We start from the raw sequence: 18763 nt of genomic DNA on the forward strand, positions 1-18763 counted from the left end.
ACCGGCCGCGACTGCTGTCACGTCAGCTCTCGAAAACCAGACGTCTCTATGCCCAACAGACGCTTGTGCAGCGCCAGCGCCTGTACTTCGGTGAGCGACGCCACGTAATCGACAGCCGCTCGAATCTTGAACATCGACTCAAGGCAGGGTTCCGAAAACCTGATAGCCAGAGGTGCCGGTTGGCCTAGATCCTCCGATGGCGTCGATGTCGACCGTGGTTTCTCGGGCGCGGTCTCGGCGGGCTCTTCGATACTGAGTGCCTTCGCCGCCGCTGCCTCGGCTTGCACGACATCGAGGTACCGAGCAGGAAGGAGCTTGGGCTTCGCTGCCAGCAACTCAACGAGATCGCGCAGAATCTTGCGCTGCCCCTCTTGCTGCATGCGCAGGCCCGGAGACTCGATGACGTACTTTCGGACAAGTTTCTTCAGCAGATCGCAGACCTCGCGACGAGCCTGCGCCGCTGTCCCCTCTTGCCCCTCGGGCTCTGCCGCGGTGTCTTGGCCGCCACGGCTCAGCTTCAGGCAGCCTTGATGCAGCATCGGTGTGCCCGAGTAGGTCAGGTTGTCTCCAGCCAGGTAGTCAATGAGCGCGCTGACTCGTCGCTGTGAGAAGCGCCTGGCTTGCACCGTGTCCAAGTCTGCGAACCAGCCTGTCACGCCGTAGATCTCGTGACAGAGGTGCAGGCGGACACGGTTCAGCCGCTCTTTCTCGGCGTCGAGGTCGTCGTCGGAATACCCGTCCTCGTGTTTCTTGCACCAGTCGTCGAGCAGCTTTTGCCGAAAGCGCTGCCATTCTCCGGTCTCGGGGTACCACGCACGTCGACGGTCGTGGTCCTCGTCGCTTGTTCCATCATCAGTGGGCTCGTTCGGCGTCCGTAGCGGTGCTTCGTGATCAGGTCCCGGATCACGCTCCCTCAGCCGTTCAAGGAAAGGCGTGTTGTCAAAGATCGCGGCCATCGGGAGCATTCCGGCCATGTAGAAGTCCTCGACATCGTGCACGGCGTAGGTCACGTCATCGCACCAGTCCATCACTTGGCACTCGAAGCTCTTTCTTGGGCGACTCGCGTCGTCGCCATCGGCGGAGGGTTGCTGGAATCCCGTCTTGGCACGCGCCCGGCAGAGCACCGAGTAATCGCTGGAAGCATCTGAACGGTCGCCGTACCCGCCCCATTTGCCCTCGTCGGCATGCGGGACGCTCGACGACTCGCCCTGCGCTCTGGTCCATGGATATTTGGTCAGTGCGTCCATCGCTGCATACGTGAGGTCGAGTCCGAAGAAATCAGTATTGGGTCCATCAGCAGTGGTGTCGGCTGGGTATGCCTTGTTTGCCAGCCGGGTCACAATCCGGAAAGACTGCGCGTTGCCCTCGAAGCCGCCGAATAGCAGCTTGGCGCGTTCGATACGTTCCTTGAGCTCGATCGGTGTATCGGCGCTTGCCGGTTCCGGCGCTGTCAGGTCACGGTCGCCAGTCGGCGTCTCGGGTTGTGAGGGTGAGTCGTAGTGATCATGGATGGCCTGTTCGATGAGCTCGTCGGCGACCGCGTTCAGTTCTTGCTCGCCTGCGTGCCCGAAAGGCGGATGCCCGATGTCATGTGCGAGGCAGGCGAATTCAACGAGGTCCGGGTCTGGCGGCACTATCAGATGGGCTGTTGTCGCCGTCGCCGAATCTGACTCGCCTTCGTGATCTGGTTGGGCCTGATCCATGTACTGCCGACGAAGTCGCTCGGCGATGCGGCGACCGAGTTGGGCCACCTTCAGGCTGTGTGTGAGCCTGGTGTGGAACTGGCCCGTCTCGGTGCTCGGGACCACTTGGCTCTTGCCAGCCAGGCTCCGGAAAGCGCTGGAATAGAGGATCCGATCTCGGTCACGAGCAAATTCGTTGCGTCCGCCGCCGGGGTCGGGGTCCGTGCCCGGCTGCTGCACATGCTGTTCCTCTGAGCGGCGCGCATACGACTCTCGCGGATAGTGGTCGACCGACATACCAACACCCTTCACAGACCGACGATCACATCAACTGGCCGGTGACCGATGTACAACCCGAGCAGCGGCTCCGCTTCGGATCTAGCGCACACGACAGACCGTGGATCTGAACCGACGTTAGACAGACGTTAGAGAAGAGAGACGGCTGCCGAAAGGAGCTTCAGGCGCACACCTCTAGCAGGGTGCTGAAAAAGGCCCGGTTTGGTGCTCGCGTTGGGTGGGTGGGCGCGGGACACTGTGGGGATGCGCGGGACTGTTGATGCTCAGATGGCGATGCTGTCGACTCTGTCGACTGAGGATCTGATCGGGGCGGATCATCCGATCCGGTCGATCCGGGCGACGGTTGATGAGGTGCTGGCCGGTCTCGACGGAGAGCTGGACGCCATGTATCCGGCCCGTGGCCGCCCGAGCGTGCCGCCTGAGATGCTGCTGAAGGCGTCGGTGTTGATGGCGTTGTTCTCGGTGCGCTCGGAGCGGGCGTTCTGCGAGCGGCTGCGCTATGACATGTTGTTCAAGTGGTTCTTGGGGCTAGGCATCGACGATGACGCGTTCGACGCGTCGACGTTCTCCAAGAACCGCGAGCGGCTGTTGGGCCACGACATCGCTGATCGGTTCTTCGCGGCGGTGGTCGAGCGGGCCAGGCTGCGCCGGTATTGCTCGAGCGATCATTTCAGCGTGGACGGCATGCTTTTGGAGGCGTGGGCGTCGCACAAGAGCTTCAAGCCCAAAGACGGCTCCTGGGGCGACGCGCCGCGGGGCCGCAACGCCGAGGGCGATTTCCGGGGCACGAAGCGCCGCAACGACACCCATGCCTCCACGACCGATCCCGAGGCTCGCCTGTACCGCAAGTCGGCGGGGACAGCGGCGGTGCTGTGCTTCATGGGCCACATCGTGACCGAGAACCGCAACGGCCTCATCGTCGACGCCGAGCTCACAGCCGCCGACGGCTACGCGGAACGCGACACCGCCATCAAAATGCTCAAACGGCGTCCGCCGCGGCGACGGCGGCGCACCGTGGGCGGCGACAAGAACTACGACACCAAAGGCTTCGTCGCCGACGCCCGCGCTGCGGGGTTCACGCCCCACGTCGCCCAGAACACCACCAACCGCCGCTCAGCGATCGACCGGCGCACCACCCGCCACCCCGGCTACACGGCGTCCCAGCGGAAACGAAAACGCGTCGAGGAGCCCTTCGGGTGGATCAAGACCATCGGCGGAGGCCGAAAACTCAGACACAAAGGCACCGCCCGCAACCGGGCCGCTTTCCTGATCAGCGCCGCCGCCTACAACCTCATCCGCATAGCCAAACTCGACACCCAAACCGCCTGACAGACACCCCAGCACCGGGCTGACACGACCCGCCACAACCCCCAGCAGGCAGCCCCCGCCCCACCCCACACACCCAACCAGCCACAACACCGAATTTCAGCACCCTGCTAGAGGTCAAGGCCGACGATGACCCGCTGGGCGAGGTGCTGTATCTCTCTGAGTTCTTTCTGGGTGGGGCCGCCCGCCAAGATCGGGTCCAGTCGTGCCGTGCCCAAGGGCGTCAGGCTGTACTTGCCCTTGTCGCGCTTCACTTGTCGCGCTTGCTCGAGATAGTTGAGCGATTCGTGCAGCTCAAGCTGCCATTGCTCCTTGTTGAAGGCCTTGAAGACACGACAGTTCTTCTGACGGAATTCGAGCTGGCTCGCCAGAAAGGCAAACCCTTCCAGGAGAATCCGGTGCGGAGCCGGTATGTGCCCCTGCTGCAGTGCTTCGAGAACCCGCAGGACGGCGTCCGGCTGGGCGAGGGCCTCTACTGGCTCCTCCTTGGCATCTTGAACGGCAGGGGTGTTCATGGTTCTCCTCATCACGCGCGGCAGAGGGGGCACACCGCGGGTAGACCACACGCCAGCAAACTACATAGGCGTGGTTTGCCAGAATTAAGTTATCCACGGTAACACGCACGTAAGCGGCATTCCCATGGAATTCGGTCGCCGATCTTGGATTCCGCAGTGAGCCTGAGCGCTGGCGGCAACTGCTGCGAGGCCGGGATGTCCCGGATCGCCCTCGTGGATGTCGAAGCCGAATAGGCGAGCAGCGTTGAGGCCCAGGATCTTGGCCCGCTTGCCATCGTCGAGATGGCTCGTCGTGCTCTCGATGGTTGGGACGCCGCCGCACGTCGTGCTCGAGACGGGGCTCGTTCATGGCACCCAGTATCCAGAGCGTGGGCCTCAAGGCAGTCTGACGACCAGAGTCCTCGCAACGCGGTCGTGCCAGCCCTGTCGCTGGGCATGCCACGTGATCGACAAGTAGCACAGATTCGCTCCCACGAAACCTGCGAGGAGAACGAACACGGCTACACCGATGCCCGCCCCGACGACGGAGAGCACAAACCAGAAGCTGAAGCCTGCGAGCGAGACGAGGCCCCCGAATGCCGTCATGGCAGTCCGCGCAGTCGATTGGCACTTCAGAGGCGCAAGACCGCGCCGGTACCCAGATCGCCGAACAGGTCAACCTGGCGCTGGCCGGCGATCCCGTGCCCTACGCCGTCAACGCCTAGCCCTGCTGCTTGTAGCCCTTCGCCAGTTCCTGGGCGTAGAGCCTTTCGGCATCCGAGTTGTTCGCGGTGCTGCCAGCCCGGCTCGCGTGAATCGACTCACGCATCTTCTTGGCGGCTGCCTTGCGAGGGTCCGGGGCCGACGACTTCGAGCTCGGGTGCGCCAGGGCAGCAAAGAAGTGGCCGAAACTCCGCAGTCCGCTGCCGATCTTCTTGATCACTCTGCGCACGATCACCACTCCCTTATGAGACGGGCTCCTGGGAATCGACCCTACATCTCGCCGACGGTCAAGAAGCTGCGGCGATGCGTCCGAGCCGGTTTCAGTGCCAGGCGTCGACTGCGACGGCACCGGAGTTTGGCACGAGCCTCAAGGCAGTCTGATGACCAGAGTCCTCGCAGCGCGATCGTGCCAGCCCTGCCGCTGGGCATGCCACGTGATCGACAAGTAGCACAAGTTCGCTCCCACGAGACCTGCGAAGAGAAAGAACACGGCTACGACGATGCCCGCGCCGACGATGGAGAGCACAAACCAAAAGCTGAAGCCTGCGAGCGAGACAAAGCCCCCGACTGCCGTCATGGCAGTCCGTCCAACAGACTGGCGCCAGCGAAGCCGCTGACCGGTGCTTGCGTCGACAACTCGAATGTTCAGCACGCGCTTTCCCAGAGTTTGGCCCCAGAGGGCGGTCGCTGTGATGCGATACAACGCCGCCACTGCGAACGGCAACGCCGGTAGCCAGATGAACCGCCATTCACGGATCGCCCCGGACGAATTGTCGTCAGTCCACATCGCGAGCGACCACAGCCAGCGCCCGCCGATGAGCAGCAGGAAGCCGACGGAGATTCCGAAGTCGATGACGCGAGCCCCGAGTCGTTCGCCGCTCGACGCGAGCGTCACCTCCGACTCGTCGCCCAGTCGGGCGCTTCTGTGCTTCGACTCGCGCGAGATCCGTGCAGGTTGCCATGGTCCATCGGAATCGGTCATTGCCGTGCCGTCCGGAATCTGCTGAGCGCCGATGTGCTCAGTGCCGGGCGGCGACTGCGGCTGCGTCGGGATGGTGCAGGTAGCGCTCGGGGATGTCGAAACCGAAGATGCGGGCGCTGTTGAGGCCCAGGATCTTGGCCCGCTCGCCGTCGTCGAGGTGGCTCATCGTGCGCTCGATGGCCTGGGCCGAGTAGGGCCATGAGCCCTCGTGGTGCGGGAAGTCGTTCGCCCACAGGAAATTGTCGACCAGCTCGTGCTCGCGCGCGAGATCCAGCCCCGCGGGATCTTCCTGGAAGCTCGCGAACCCTTGGCGCTTGAAGTACTCGCTGGGCAGCATCTCGAGCTTGGGCCGTACCCACATGTGGTGCTTGAGGTACGCCTCGTCCATCGCGGTCAGCATCCACGGCACCCAGCCGATGCCGGCCTCGATCGAGCCGAACTGCAGATTCGGGTGCCGCTCGGCAACACCGGAGGCGCAGATGTTGACCAGCGGCTCCATGGTGGGCGCCAGCGAGTGCACGGCGTAGTTGATGACGGCGCCGCCCTGGCTGCGTGACGTGCGTGGGTCGCGCCCAGTTGAGACGTGGAACGTGACGGGCAGCTCGACCTCGTCGATGCAGTCCCACAGCGGCTCCATCTCGCGCAGGTTGTAGTTGAGGTCGTCCACGTCGGGCGGCCCGAACACCGGCTTGGCCGGCAGGCTCAAGCCCTTGAACCCGAGCGCTGCGCAACGCTGGATCTCCGCGATGGCCTTGTCGAGCGCCGCGGGCGCGATGCAAGCCATCGGGGCCAGCCGGTCGTTGTAGTCGGCGAATTCCTCCCAGGCCCATTCGTTGTAGGCCCGGCACATGGCGTGGCTGAAATCGGCATCGGGTGTGGCCCAAATGCTCAAGCCCTTGTTCGGAAACAGGACCTCGGCGTCGCAGCCGTCCAGCGCCAGGTCAGCCAGCCGGGCCTCGGGGCTGCGCCCGGACTGGTTGCGCAGCTTCTCGTGGCCTTCGAAGGGCTTGGTCCAGTTGAGCTTGGCCGGGCGGAATCCCTCGGCCTTCTGGAAGAACTGCTCCTCGGTTGCGCCGCCGCTGGCTTCGCCAGTGGCACCGCCGCCCTCACCCCTGGCATCGCTGCCCTTGGCGCCCTTGCCGTGCACGTCCATCGCCTTGGTGACGGCAATGGTCGGCAGCCGGTGGTGGTACGCGGGGTCGATGCGGTCATAGAGAAACGTGTTCGGCTCCTGCACATGACCGTCCGCTGAGCACATGAAGAACTTGTCGTCGGAATCGGGCCGAGCCGAGCGCAGCCACCCCTCATTGCCCGGCGTCTCCAGTCGCCACACGTTGTTGACATCAGGTTCAGGAATGGTGATCGCCACGTCGGCACTCCAGGCTCAGAACTCAGGTTCGGGGCTTCGGCGCAGTCGGCAGCCCCCCGATGAGTCTGGCACGCAACCGCCCCCGATCACCCGGGGCGGAGACTCACCTGCGCTCGTGCAGTCGCTCGGCGAGCCAATCGGGGGGGACCGAGCCCTTGTGGGCGATGAGGCTGATGGCCCAGCGGGGTGGTGGCTGGGTGGGGTCCGTGGCGTGGGGGGTCATCGAGGTGCGTCTGCCGACGGCTTCGACCAGGTAGGCGGTTGCGTCGGCGGCCTCTGTTTCGCCCGCGTCCTCGGTGCTCGCGGGTGGCACTGCTTGCAGCAAGCCCTTGAGCCGGGCGACGCCTTCGGGCAGATCGGCGAGCAATGCCTCGACGACAGGCATGGGAACTGGTGCGTCGAGCACGACGGTCTGCGATTCGAAGAGCTCCTCCACGACGTGCCATCTGGAAGCAGCGGCCGCCTCGGGCGCCGACCGTTCACGGATGTCGGCCGCGTCATTGGCCGATCGGGGGCCGAGCAGCACATCGATGGGCACGGAGGCTCGACTCGCCCGCACAACAGTGGCGCCGGCCGCGAGCCCTGCCAGCCAGTGGCACAGGTCGTCGGCCTTTCCGGCATCGTCCAGCAAGTCGATCTTGTTGACCACCAGCAGGTCTGCAGCCGCGAGCTGCATCCGCACGGTGTCAGCGACCCAGCGGTCGTTGGCTTGGCGGCGAACCTGCTCGGCATCTGCCATCACCACCACGGCGTCCAGTCGCAGCCCGGGCGTGTAGCCATAGGCCGCGATCTGGGTCGGGTCGGCGACACCGCTGGCCTCGATGAGCAGGCGTTGTGGGAGCGTGCCCGCTGAGCGGATCTGCATGAGTGCGGCGGCGAATCCGTCGGCGAGTGTGCAGCAGATGCAGCCGTTGGCCAATGTCAGCTTGTCGCTGTCGGCGGCCACGATCAGGTCTTCGTCGATGGAGATCTCACCGAAGTCGTTGACGATCACCGCGATGCGCTCGTCGGTCGAGCGCAGTACATGGTTGACCAGCGTCGTCTTGCCAGCGCCGAGATACCCGCCGACAACGGTGACCGCAATCGTGTGCGCGTTCATCTCCCGCCCATCTTGCCCCTGTCTGCGACACTCTGGCGCGACGGCACGTTCCCTCCGCCGGAGCGACCCCTACGCGTCGCTGATCTGGGCAGGCTGCAGCACGCCGCCCAGCACGGTGCCCCACACCCCGATGTCGCGCAGCGCCATCGGGTCGACGGTGAGCGGGTCGTCCTCCAGGACGGCGAAGTCAGCCAGCTTGCCGGCCTCGATGCTGCCGATCTCGGCGTCCATCTTGATCTGCCGGGCGGCCTCGATGGTGATGGCCCTCAGCGCGTCTGGCACGCCGATTCGCTCGTCTGGTCCCAGCACTTGGCCCGACGCCGTCACCCGGTTCACCGCGCACCACGCAGTGTGCAGATGGCCCAGCGGCGTGATGGGCGAATCCGAGTGGATCGAGAAGCTGACGCCGCTGGCCAGTGCGGTGCCGCAGGCATCCATCCTCGCCGCACGCTCGGGCCCCACGGTCACGTCCCGGTGCTGGTCGCCCCAGTAGTAGATGTGGTTCGAGAAGATGTTGGCGCACATGCCGAGCGCTGCCATGCGGCGGTACTGGTCGGGCGTGGTGAGCTGGCAGTGCTGCACCGTGTGGCGGTGATCCCAGCGGGGGTAGCGCTCCAGCACCTGCTCGACGGCTTCGACGAACGCCTCGGTGGCCTCGTCCCCGTTGCAGTGACAGTGCACGGTCAAGCCGGCCCGGTGGTACGGCTCCACCAGGTCGGCCATCTGGTCGGGCGCCGTCAGCCACATGCCGTTGCCGATGTGTCCTGGCGGCGGCTTGTAGTAGTGGGGCCAGCTGATGCGGGCCGTGAAGCCCTGGATCGAGCCGTCCAGGATCAGCTTGACGATGCCGAAGCGCAGCTTGTCGGTCTGCTCGCTCTTCAGCTTCACGCACAGGTCGGCCAGTTCCGCCGGGTCGGCTGTGGCCCCGAACAGGTTCGACATCGCCACCATGATTCGCGCCGGATATGCGGGTTCGCTGGTGACCTTCTTCCAGTTGCCGAGCTGGTCAGGGTCCCAGAGCTGCGTGGTGCCCAAGTCGGTCAGCAGCGTGTGCCCGGCATTGCGTGCCTCGTTGGCGTAGCGCCAGCGGGCCTGCTCGCTGCGGTTGGCCTGCATCATGTCGGCGAACGCTTCGCCGGCCAGCATCATCCCGGCGGGCTCATGCAGCTCGCCGTTCGGCAGTCCGTCGCCGCCCCGGGCAACCCCAGGGCTGGTCGCCGTCTCGTCGATCCCACATCGGTCCATGAGCGCCGAGTTGATCGTGGCGAGATGCCCGCTGGCATGCAGTATCAGCGTCGGCCGGTCGCCGGTCACGGTGTCGAGGTGGCGCGCCACGAGCCGCTCGCCCGGGAAGTAGATGGGGTCGAGGCCCCACGCCAGCAGCGTCTGGGAATCGTCGGTCAGATCTGCCGCAGCCTTGCCCAGCCGTTCGAGCACATCGTCGATCGAGGTGCAGCCCGGCCACAGCTGTCCCTGGGGGTCGCGCCGGTCGAAGTAGCCGACGTAGGTGGAGTTCCACAGGCCGCCTGACATCACGTGGCAGTGGGCTTCGATGAATCCGGGCATGATCACGTGCTCGGCAAAGCAATCGTCGATGCGGTGTTCGCCCCACGACGCCAGCTCGTCGGTGCTGCCGACGCCCAGAATGCGGTCGCCGGCCACTGCCACGGCTTCACCGAAGGGGAAAGCGGGATTGATGGTGATGACCCGGCGAGCCGGGTAGATCACGAACGGCTCGTTCTCGGTGCTGGCCGGCGCGTGCGATTCCATCAGTCCTGCTCCTGTGCTACGAGGTGTCCCGGTTCCACTTCGACCAGTGTCACGGGCTCGGGGGCGGTGCCGGCCTCGAAGACCGGGCTGGGCACCTCGTCGGTCTGCACCGAGCGGTCGGTCCGACGACGAGCCGGATCGGCGATCGGCACCGCGTCGAGCAACCGCTTGGTGTAATCGTGCATGGGGTTCTCGAAGATGGCTCGGCGCGGACCCAGCTCCACGATCTGGCCGAGGTACATCACGCCGACCCGGTGAGCGATCCGCTCCACAACGGCGAGGTCGTGGCTGATGAACAGGTACGACAGGCCCATCTCGTCCTGCAGGTCCATCATGAGATTGATGACCTGCGCCTGGATCGAGACGTCCAGTGCAGACACTGCCTCATCGGCGATCACCAGCTCAGGCCGCAGCGTCAGCGCCCGGGCGATGCAGATGCGCTGCCGCTGACCTCCGGAGAATTGGTGCGGGTACTGCCGCATGTCGTCGGGCGACATGCCGACCCGTCGCAGGAGATCGGCGACCACATCATCGATCTCACGCTTGGGCACCGCACGATGGATCTCGAGCGGCTCAGCGATCGCCTTGCCCACCGTGCGACGGGGATCCAGGCTGGCGAAGGGGTCCTGGAAGACGATCTGCGCCTTGCGCCGGTGGGGCCGCAACGCCCGGGGGCCCAAGTTCGTGATGTCGGCACCATCGAGCCGGATGGTGCCGCTGGTCGGATTCAGCAGGCGGATGATCAGGTATGCCAGCGTCGACTTGCCGCAGCCGCTCTCGCCGACCACCGCCAGCGTCTCGCCGCGATCGATGTGCAGGCTGACCTGCTCCACAGCGTGCACGCGGGCGCCATGGGTGGCGGGGAAGTGTTTGGTGAGCGCCTCGACCTCGACGATCGGCTCAGCCTCAGGGGGATCGTGCCGCGTCACGAGTCCGAGCCCCCGTCGCTGTCGGCCCCGGCGGCCGCAGCAGCCGCCAGCGCATCGGGATCGATCAGGTCGAAGCGCTGCGGGGCCTCGACGCCGGCCATCGACCCCAGCCGCGGCACAGCAGCCAGCAGCGACTGCGTGTAGGGCTCGCTGGGCCGATCGAAGATGTCCGAGACATGGCCGCGCTCCACCAATCGCGACTGCTGCATCACCACCACCTCGTCGGCGATCTCGGCCACCACGCCCATGTCGTGGGTGATGATCAGCACGGCTGCGCCGGTCTCGCGCTGCATCTCGGCGATCAGGGCGAGGATCTGCGCTTGGATCGTCACGTCGAGCGCGGTGGTGGGCTCGTCCGCGATCAGGATCGCCGGGTCGCAGGCAAGCGCCATGGCGATCATGACCCGCTGGCGCATCCCGCCCGACATCTCGTGGGGGTACTGGTCGATCCGGCGCGCAGCGTCGGGAATGCGCACCCTGTTCAGCATCTCCAACGTGCGCTCGCGAGCCTCGCCGCGGTTCATGCCACGGTGGAGCCGCAGCGCCTCGCCGATCTGGCTGCCGACCGTATAGACGGGGTTGAGGCTGGTCAGCGGTTCCTGGAAGATCATCGAGATGCGGTCGCCCCGGATCGACCGCATCTGCGGTTCGGGCAGCTGCAGCAAGTCCTCGACGCTGCCGTCGTCGTGGCGGAACAGCACCTCGCCGCTGCGGATCTCCGCCCGGGTGCCGATCTCGATGAGGCGCATGATCGAGAGCGCCGTGACCGACTTGCCCGAGCCCGACTCGCCGACCACCGCAAGCGTCCCGCCGTCGTGCAGGTCGAACGACACGTCGTTCACGGCGATGAACTCGTCGAAGCCGACGGTGAGGCCCCGAACCCGCAGCCGTGGCGAATCTCCTGGGGCGCCGTCGCCGTTCGTCAGAGCGCTCATCGCTCAGCGTCCCCGCAGCTTGGGGTTGTAGGCATCCTGCAGCCCGTCGCCGATGAGGCTGAAGCTCAGCACGGTGAAGAAGATCGCCAGGCCGGGGAAGGTCACCGACCACCACGCCGTCAGGAAGTTCCCTCGGTTCAGCCCGATCATCAAGCCCCAGCTCGTGGTGTTGGGATCACCGAGGCCCAGGAACGCCAGCCCCGCCTCGAACAGGATTGCCGTACCCATGATGAGCGTGGCCGACACGATGAGCGGCGGCAGCGCATTGGGGAACACCACCTTGCGAATGATGCGCCAGTCCGTCGCTCCCACCGCTCGGGCTGCCCGCACGAATTCCAGGTTCTTCAGTCTCAGGAACTCCGCACGAGTGATGCGAGCGATCCCCGGCCACGCCACTACGCCGATGGCGAACGAGATCGTCCACATCGACGGCTCGAACAGCGCCACGAGCACCATCGCGAACAGCAGCGCAGGCAGCACCTGGAAGAACTCGGTGAAGCGCATGAGGGCGCTGTCGAGCCAGCCGCCGTAATAGCCGGCGAGCGCGCCGATGCTGATGCCGATCACCAGCACCATCGCAGCCGCCATGGCGGCCACCGTCATGCTGGTCGTGCCGCCCCCGATCACCCCGGCCAGCACGTCACGTCCCAAATAGTCGGTGCCCAAGCGGGCCTCGGCCAGCTCTCCGGGACCAGTCAGCGGGATCGCCACGATGTCCTTGGGATCGTTGTCGTAGATCCGCGGCCCGGCGACCGTCATGAAGACGATCCCGATGAGCATCACCACACCGGCCACTGCCGCCTTGTTGCGCACGAACAACCGCAGTGTTTCGCGACCTGGGCGACCCGATCCGCCTTCGCCGCCGGCGCCCAGGCCGGGTGCGACGGGCAGATCGGCGGCGGCCACCTCGCCACGTCCCATCGCGTCAGACATTGGAACGCTCCCGCAGCCGGATGCGCGGGTCGATGATCGTGTACAGCAGATCGGTGAGCAGGTTGGCCACGATCACCATCACCGACGACACCATCAGCACGCCGAGCAGCACCGAGGTGTCCCGGCGGAGAATCGAGTCGAACGCCAATCGGCCGAGCCCGGGCCAGTTGAATACGGTCTCGACGAGCAGCGCCCCAGACAGCAGCGCGCCGAACTGCAGACCCACCACGGTCACCACGGGGATGACGGCGTTGCGCAGCGCGTGCTTGTATACGACGCGGCGCTCGTTCAGGCCCTTGGCCCGCGCCGTGCGCACATAGTCCGACTCGAGCACTTCTAGCATCGACGCCCGAGACAGCCGGCTGTACTGCGCCAGGTAGATGAGGCCGAGCGTGAGCGCGGGCAGCACCAGGTGCTCGCCCACGTCGAGCACATTCGCGAGCAGGCCCTCGCCGTAGTTCACGTCGTGCCAACCCTGCACCGGCAGCAGCTTCCAGGCGGAGGCGAACAGGATCACCAGCATGATCCCGGTCCAGAAGACCGGCATCGAGAAGCCCACCAGCGCCAGCACGGTCGCTCCATGGCTGAGCGGGCTCTCGGGACGGCGCGCGGTGGCGACGCCCACCATCGTCCCAGCCGCCACGGCAAACGCCAGCGCGGTTCCCACTAGCAGCACGGTGGGCCACAGGCGTTGGAGGATCAGCGACGTCACCGACTGGTTGAAGAAGTACGAATCGCCCAGATCGCCGGTGGCGACCCGGCCGACATACGACGCGAGCTGCACGATGACCGGGCGGTCGAGTCCGTATTGCGCGCGGATCTCCTCCAGCAGCTCAGGATCGCCGGCCCCGCTCTCGCCCACGATGACGGTGGCGGGATCGCCCGGCGTGATGTGGATCAGCAAGAAGTTGAGGCACATCACTGCCAGGATCAGCCCGAGTGCTTGGGCGATCCTGGCAGCGATGGACCTCAGCATGCTCCGTCCTTGTTGAGCGAGATTCCGGCGGTCACCTCGGTGTTGCCGGAATGGTGCTCAGTTGGCGCTACTCGTCCAGCCAGACCTCGTGCATGGGCGACATCTGCCCCCAGATGTTGTTGGTCGGCGGGTTCATGACCGCCGGGTTGTAGGCCTGCCAGAACGAGGGCGTGTTCAGGAAGAAGATCGGCATGTCTTCGGCCACGATCTCCTGGAACTCGGCATACAACTCGGCACGCTTGTCAATGTCGAACTCCTGGCCGGCCGCGTTGAGCAGCGCGTCGACATCGGGGTTGCAGTAGCCCGTGTTGTTCGTCCAGATCACGCCCACCCGGTTGTCGCACAGGTAGGTGCGGTGCACGCCGATGACCGGATCGCCCCAGTTCCAGACCTGGTTGATCGTCATCTGGTACTCCCCGGCGGCGACTCGTTGCGCCCAGGTCGGGAAGTCGGGTGACACGCTCAGTTCAACCTCGATGCCGGCTTCCTCCAGTTGCTGCTGCACATACTCGGCTTGCACCACGAATGCCGGCGGGATGTAGTCGATGGAGAGCTGCAGTTCTCCTGGGCCGTAGCCAGCTTCAGCCAACAACGCCTTCGCCCGATCGATGTCCTTCTCGTAGTGATTCACGTTCGGGTTGTGGAACGGGCTGGCGGCCGCAATGCCGGTTGGCACCGGGAACGTGATCCCTTGGTCGATGACCTCGGAGAGGAAGTCGCGATCGATCGCGTACGCGATCGCCTGCCGCACCCGCTTGTCCGACAGCGCCGGGTCGTTCACGTTCATTTCCATCCAGTTGATCTGCCCGATGGCTTCGTGGCCCTTGGCACTCACTTCGACGTCGGGGTTGTCCATCAGACGCAGCACGTTCGCTGACGGGCCCAGCGTCGACGACAGGTGGGTTGTGCCGTTCTCGAGCCCGAGCACGATGGCTGTGCTCTCAGGTGTGATCTCCATCACGATCTCGTCCAGGCATGGCGTGCCCTCGATGAAGAAGTCGTCGAAGCGCTCCATCCGGATGATCGTGCCCGGCTCGTACTCGGTCAGCCGGAACGGGCCCGAGCCCACGAAGTCCTCGCTGTTGCGCGGGTGGGTCGGCATCTCCTGGCCGTCATCGAAGACGTGCTTGGGGATGATCGGCAGCAGACCGGGCGACATCGCCAGCAGAATCGCAGGGTGCGGCTGGCTCAGGTTGATCACCGCGGTGTGCTCGTCGGGCGTGTCCACGGTGGTCACCGGTGCGTACATCGTCTTGAACGGGTGATGTGCCTGCACGGTCTGGATTGAGAACGCCACGTCGGCGGATGTAATGGGCATGCCGTCGTGGAACACCGCGTCTTCGACCAGATGCAGCGTCACCGAGAGGCCATCGTCGGCCACTTCCCAGCTCTCGGCCAGGTACGGCATGGGGTTGTACTCGGCGTCGTACAGCAGTGGGCTGGCGTTGAGCTGCGTGCCGGGCACGGCGGTGGCGTAGCCCGACTGCACGGTGCCGTTCAGGTGCCGCGGCACCTGCGTGCTGCCGATGATGAGCGTCCCGCCCACGTTCTGCCCGTGGTTGCACGCAGCAGCGGCCATGTCATCGGCCATGTCGTCATCCATGTCGCCGCTGTCGTCGGCCATGTCGTCGTCAGCCATGTCGCCGTCGGCCATGTCGTCGTCAGCCATGTCGCCGTCATCGGCCATGTCATCGCCGGCATCGCCGCCCGAGTCCGCAGCGGCGGTGGTGGCCGGCGCGGCGTCATCACCGTCGTCGTCACTGCTGCACGCCGCAGCGATCAGTGCGAACACCGCAAGCAGCGTGATCAGCAGCCGGCCGAAGCTCCGCTGCCTGCCACGCGTTGTCGTGGTCCTCATGAGGACGTCTCCCTCCCTGGAGGCACCCACGGTCACACGACAACGGGCGCAATTCTTGGCTAGGCCCTGGCAGAGCCTGCGCTACCGTAACCGACGATGTCGTTGCCATCGACAGCGGCACGCGCGACGCTCGGCGTGCGGCACCGCGCACTCAGCAAGGTGGTCGGCCAATGAAGGTCCATTGGTTCTTGCCAACGGGCGGCGACTCCCGTGATGTGCTGCCCGACGAGCCGGGAGCGCACTGGCGGGCGCCGTCGATGGATTATCTCGCCCAGATCGCGACCGCCTGCGATCAACTCGGCTATGAGGGGATGCTCACGCCGTGCGGCACGATGTGCGAGGACGCCTGGCTCTCCACGATTGCGCTGGCCCCGCTGACCAAGCGCGTCAAGTTCCTCGTGGCCTTCCGGCCAGGCTTCCTGTCGCCCACGCTGGCGGCACAGATGGCCTCGACCTACCAGCGGCTGTCGGGCGGGCGGCTGCTCATCAACATCGTCACCGGTGCGGAGCCGCGTGAGCTGAACCGCTTCGGCGACTGGCTCGACAAAGACACCCGCTATGCGCGGACCGGCGAGTTCCTGCGCATCGTGCGGGAGGCGTGGTCGGGCGAGCCGTTCGATTTCGAAGGCGACTTCTACAAGGTCGCCGCCGCCACCACCCGCGAGGCGCCCGATCCGCTCCCGGCGATCTACTTCGGCGGGGCGTCGCCTGCTGCTGAGCAGATCGCAGCCGAGCACGTCGACGTCTACCTGGCGTGGGGCGAGCCTCCCGACATGGTGACCGAGCGGCTGGACCGGATGCGTGCCCGCGCCGCTGAGCACGATCGCACGCTGCGCTACGGCATCCGCTTCCACGTCATCACCCGGCCCGATGCGGCCGACGCCTGGGCCGTGGCCGACGACATGCTGGCGCACATGAGTCCCGAGGCCATCGCCGCTGCCCAGGCCGACTTCGCCACCACGATGTCGGAGGGCCAGCGCCGCATGGCCCAGCTGCACGCCGAGGGCACCGGGCGGCTGGAGATCCACCCCAATGTGTGGTCGGGCATCGGACTCGTCCGCGGCGGCGCCGGAACGGCGCTGGTCGGCAGCTACAGCGAGGTGGCGGACCGCATTGCCGAATACCACGCGCTGGGCTTCGACGAGTTCATCCTGTCGGGCTACCCGCACCTCGAAGAGGCGTACTGGTTCGGCGAGGGCGTCATGCCGATGCTGCGTGACCGGGGGCTGCTCGAACCGCTCGCAGAGGGCTCCGACAGCGCCCTGGTCTCGTCGTTCCGCTGAGCTGCAGATGCCAGAGAACCCGCGAGGAGAGACCGGCGCGTCCGGCGAGCACCGTCCGCTGCGCCTGGGCCTGCTGCGCTGCGACGATCCGATCCCCGAGCTGAGATCGATCTGCGGCACCTATTCGGACATGTTCGCCGACGTGATCGCCCGGGTCGATCCCAGCGTGCAGATGGACACGTTCAGCCTCCCCGATGACGAATGGCCTGACGACCTCGATGCCTATGACGGCTGGATGACCACGGGAACGCGCGCTTCGGTCTACGACGATGTGCCGTGGATCAGCCGGTTCGCCGATTTTGTGCGGCAGCTGCACGCTGAGGGCCGCAAGATGTTCGGCGTCTGCTTCGGGCACCAGATGATCGCCCATGCGCTGGGCGGCACTGTGCAGCGGGCCTCGCACGGCTGGACCGTGGGCGCGAACGCCTGGAAGATCCACGAGCGTCGCCCGTGGATGGACCCACCCACCGATGAGATCCGCCTCATCCACAGCCATCAGGACCAAGTGCTGGCGCTGCCCCCGGGCGGCGTGGCGCTGGCGGGCGCCGATCGGTGCCCGATCGCAATGCTGGCGGTGGGGGAGCACCTCGTCGGGCTGCAGGGCCACCCAGAGTTCCAGCCCGAGTTTGTCGGCCCGCTGTACGAGAGCCGCACAGAGCTGCTGGGCGCCGATGCCGTTGCCGAAGCCAAAGCCAGCCTGGCAGCGCCCTGCAACCAGGAACTCGTCGCCGGCTGGATGCTGCGCTTCTTCGCCGGCTCGCACGAGGTCGACCTGAGCGACTTCGGACTGTTCGACCCGGCGGTTCAGCAGTGCCCGCACGCCTACTACGCCAAGATGCGCGAATCGTCACCGGTGTTCGAGGCGGCGGCTGGCGGTGCCGCGCTGCATCTGGTCACCAGGTACGACGACGTGCTGGAGGTAGTGCGGGATCCTGGGACGTTCTCCTCTCGTTTTGATGTCGGCGGCCGCGGCAACGCTGAGCTGGCTCGGCGCACCAAGGAGCTCTATGAGGCCGAGGGCGGTTACGACCGCGTAGGCACGATGCTCACGGCGGATCCTCCTGAGCACACCCGATTCCGCCGTCTCGTCAGCAAGGCGTTCACTCCCAAGGTCGTCAACGATCTCGAACCCGCCGTGCGCGAGATTGCCGCCGCCCTGATCGACGAGATGCTCGCTGCCGCTGCCGGCGATTCGGTGGATTTCGTCGAGGCGTTCGCGGTGCCGCTCCCGGTGGCGGTCATCGCCCGGGCGCTCAACGTCCCCGAGGATCGGCTTGCCGACTTCAAGCGCTGGAGCGACGCCTCCATTGCCGGCATCGGCACCAATATTTCCGTCGAGGAACGTCTTGAAGCCGAGCGCGAGGTGATCGAATTCCAGAAGTACTTCGCCGAACAGCTCGAGCGTCGGCGTACCGAACCGCAGGACGATCTGCTGACGAACCTGCTGAACGCCCGCATCGACCGCGAGGGCGATGACGTCGGTGAAGCGGTGTCGACCGCGCCGCTCACGATTGCGGAGATGCTCAGCATCATCCAGCAGCTGCTGGTGGCCGGCAACGAGACCACAACCAAGATGCTCACCGAGATGCTGCGGCTGCTGGCCGAGCACCCCGCCGAGTGGGAGGCGCTGAGATCGGATCCGTCGCGAGCCTCGGCATTTGTGGAGGAAACCCTTCGCCTGTCGACGCCGACGCAGGGGATGTTCCGCGTGGTGAAGAAAGACGCGCGGCTCGCCGGCGTTGACCTCCCCGCCGGTGCTCACGTGGTGGTGATGTTCAGCTCGGCCAACCGGGACCGGTCGGTCTTCGAGGACTCAGACTCGTTCTGCCCGATGCGCAACGGCGTGTCGAATCACCTCGCGTTCGGCCGGGGCATCCACTTCTGTCTGGGAGCGGCACTTGCACGGCTGGAAGGGCGTGTCGCGGCCGAAGAGCTGTCGCAGCGGCTGCGCTCCGTCACGCTGTCCGCCTCGAACGATTTTGAGTATCACCCCAGCTTCTTGCTGAGAGGCCTCAAGCGGCTCGAAATCCAGCCAGAACCTGCCTGAGTACCTTGCGGCCAGAGCGATCCGCGCTGTGCAGGGCTGATCAGCTCTTGGCGGCCGACG

General features: G+C 65.9%; 14 protein-coding genes and 1 pseudogene. 4 read left to right on the top strand and 11 right to left on the bottom strand.

Annotated features, from left to right (window positions below):
• Positions 1 to 17: 17 nt before the first annotated feature.
• Entirely contained in the window at positions 18 to 1979 is a 1962-nt protein-coding gene (locus tag ACOGXD_RS09850; RefSeq protein WP_419914642.1) for a deoxyguanosinetriphosphate triphosphohydrolase family protein, read from the bottom strand.
• 243 nt (positions 1980 to 2222) lie between these two features.
• Here ACOGXD_RS09850 and ACOGXD_RS09855 point away from each other — a divergent pair, with 243 nt between their 5' ends.
• Entirely contained in the window at positions 2223 to 3308 is a 1086-nt protein-coding gene (locus tag ACOGXD_RS09855; protein WP_419914644.1) for an IS5 family transposase, read from the top strand.
• 107 nt (positions 3309 to 3415) lie between these two features.
• Here the strand turns inward: ACOGXD_RS09855 and ACOGXD_RS09860 are convergent, their stop codons facing one another.
• The gene (locus tag ACOGXD_RS09860; protein WP_419914646.1) at positions 3416 to 3820 is read right to left on the bottom strand and encodes a hypothetical protein; all 405 of its coding nucleotides are present in this window, start codon (positions 3818 to 3820) and stop codon (positions 3416 to 3418) included.
• Between the two features lie 575 nt (positions 3821 to 4395).
• Here ACOGXD_RS09860 and ACOGXD_RS09865 point away from each other — a divergent pair.
• Positions 4396 to 4524, top strand: coding sequence for a hypothetical protein (locus tag ACOGXD_RS09865; RefSeq protein ID WP_419917433.1), 129 nt, complete (start codon positions 4396 to 4398; stop codon positions 4522 to 4524).
• Here the strand turns inward: ACOGXD_RS09865 and ACOGXD_RS09870 are convergent.
• The 9 genes and pseudogenes from ACOGXD_RS09870 to ACOGXD_RS09910 form a co-directional block, all read right to left on the bottom strand.
• The gene (locus tag ACOGXD_RS09870) at positions 4521 to 4760 is read right to left on the bottom strand and encodes a hypothetical protein (protein ID WP_419914648.1); all 240 of its coding nucleotides are present in this window, start codon (positions 4758 to 4760) and stop codon (positions 4521 to 4523) included. The two genes, ACOGXD_RS09865 and ACOGXD_RS09870, sit on opposite strands and share 4 nt — an antisense overlap.
• Before the next feature lie 129 nt (positions 4761 to 4889).
• The gene (locus ACOGXD_RS09875; RefSeq protein WP_419914650.1) at positions 4890 to 5504 is read right to left on the bottom strand and encodes an RDD family protein; all 615 of its coding nucleotides are present in this window, start codon (positions 5502 to 5504) and stop codon (positions 4890 to 4892) included.
• A 37-nt stretch (positions 5505 to 5541) separates the two neighbouring features.
• Positions 5542 to 6873: an amidohydrolase family protein gene (locus ACOGXD_RS09880; protein WP_419914652.1), complete on the bottom strand. Its 1332-nt coding sequence runs from the start codon at positions 6871 to 6873 to the stop codon at positions 5542 to 5544.
• Between the two features lie 103 nt (positions 6874 to 6976).
• Complete coding sequence (locus tag ACOGXD_RS09885) at positions 6977 to 7972, bottom strand: CobW family GTP-binding protein (protein WP_419914654.1); 996 nt, start codon at positions 7970 to 7972, stop codon at positions 6977 to 6979.
• A gap of 69 nt (positions 7973 to 8041) precedes the next feature.
• Complete coding sequence (locus ACOGXD_RS09890) at positions 8042 to 9742, bottom strand: amidohydrolase (protein ID WP_419914656.1); 1701 nt, start codon at positions 9740 to 9742, stop codon at positions 8042 to 8044.
• Positions 9742 to 11606 (bottom strand): annotated as a pseudogene (locus ACOGXD_RS09895) (dipeptide ABC transporter ATP-binding protein). Before ACOGXD_RS09895 ends, ACOGXD_RS09890 begins: the two are co-directional and overlap by 1 nt.
• A gap of 3 nt (positions 11607 to 11609) precedes the next feature.
• Positions 11610 to 12539 carry an ABC transporter permease gene (locus ACOGXD_RS09900; protein WP_419914658.1) on the bottom strand — a complete coding sequence of 310 codons (930 nt, stop codon included), beginning with the start codon at positions 12537 to 12539 and terminating at the stop codon, positions 11610 to 11612.
• A complete protein-coding gene (locus ACOGXD_RS09905) occupies positions 12532 to 13515 on the bottom strand; it encodes an ABC transporter permease (protein ID WP_419854245.1) in 984 nt (327 codons plus the stop codon). The genes ACOGXD_RS09900 and ACOGXD_RS09905 overlap by 8 nt, the downstream gene beginning before the upstream one ends.
• 67 nt (positions 13516 to 13582) lie before the next feature.
• A complete protein-coding gene (locus ACOGXD_RS09910) occupies positions 13583 to 15373 on the bottom strand; it encodes an ABC transporter substrate-binding protein (protein WP_419914661.1) in 1791 nt (596 codons plus the stop codon).
• Between the two features lie 170 nt (positions 15374 to 15543).
• Between ACOGXD_RS09910 and ACOGXD_RS09915 the strand changes: the two genes are divergently transcribed.
• Both ACOGXD_RS09915 and ACOGXD_RS09920 read left to right on the top strand, forming a co-directional pair.
• On the top strand, positions 15544 to 16656 hold the full coding sequence (locus tag ACOGXD_RS09915) for an LLM class flavin-dependent oxidoreductase (protein ID WP_419914663.1): 1113 nt from the start codon (positions 15544 to 15546) through the stop codon (positions 16654 to 16656).
• A 7-nt stretch (positions 16657 to 16663) separates the two neighbouring features.
• The gene (locus ACOGXD_RS09920; protein WP_419914665.1) at positions 16664 to 18703 is read left to right on the top strand and encodes a cytochrome P450; all 2040 of its coding nucleotides are present in this window, start codon (positions 16664 to 16666) and stop codon (positions 18701 to 18703) included.
• Positions 18704 to 18763 lie beyond the last annotated feature (60 nt).

The organism is Candidatus Poriferisodalis sp., from assembly GCF_965204125.1.
Classification (GTDB): domain Bacteria; phylum Actinomycetota; class Acidimicrobiia; order Acidimicrobiales; family Poriferisodalaceae; genus Poriferisodalis.

Excerpts from the sequence above, each read along its gene's own strand:
- ACOGXD_RS09915 (WP_419914663.1), top strand. The coding sequence starts at position 15,544 with ATGAAGGTCCATTGGTTCTTGCCAACGGGCGGCGACTCCCGTGATGTG.
- ACOGXD_RS09850 (WP_419914642.1), bottom strand. The coding sequence starts at position 1,979 with ATGTCGGTCGACCACTATCCGCGAGAGTCGTATGCGCGCCGCTCAGAG.
- ACOGXD_RS09905 (WP_419854245.1), bottom strand. The coding sequence starts at position 13,515 with ATGCTGAGGTCCATCGCTGCCAGGATCGCCCAAGCACTCGGGCTGATC.
- ACOGXD_RS09885 (WP_419914654.1), bottom strand. The coding sequence starts at position 7,972 with ATGAACGCGCACACGATTGCGGTCACCGTTGTCGGCGGGTATCTCGGC.
- ACOGXD_RS09875 (WP_419914650.1), bottom strand. The coding sequence starts at position 5,504 with ATGACCGATTCCGATGGACCATGGCAACCTGCACGGATCTCGCGCGAG.
- ACOGXD_RS09855 (WP_419914644.1), top strand. The coding sequence starts at position 2,223 with ATGCGCGGGACTGTTGATGCTCAGATGGCGATGCTGTCGACTCTGTCG.
- ACOGXD_RS09860 (WP_419914646.1), bottom strand. The coding sequence starts at position 3,820 with ATGAACACCCCTGCCGTTCAAGATGCCAAGGAGGAGCCAGTAGAGGCC.
- ACOGXD_RS09890 (WP_419914656.1), bottom strand. The coding sequence starts at position 9,742 with ATGGAATCGCACGCGCCGGCCAGCACCGAGAACGAGCCGTTCGTGATC.
- ACOGXD_RS09900 (WP_419914658.1), bottom strand. The coding sequence starts at position 12,539 with ATGTCTGACGCGATGGGACGTGGCGAGGTGGCCGCCGCCGATCTGCCC.
- ACOGXD_RS09920 (WP_419914665.1), top strand. The coding sequence starts at position 16,664 with ATGCCAGAGAACCCGCGAGGAGAGACCGGCGCGTCCGGCGAGCACCGT.
- ACOGXD_RS09910 (WP_419914661.1), bottom strand. The coding sequence starts at position 15,373 with ATGAGGACCACGACAACGCGTGGCAGGCAGCGGAGCTTCGGCCGGCTG.
- ACOGXD_RS09865 (WP_419917433.1), top strand. The coding sequence starts at position 4,396 with ATGCCGTCATGGCAGTCCGCGCAGTCGATTGGCACTTCAGAGGCGCAA.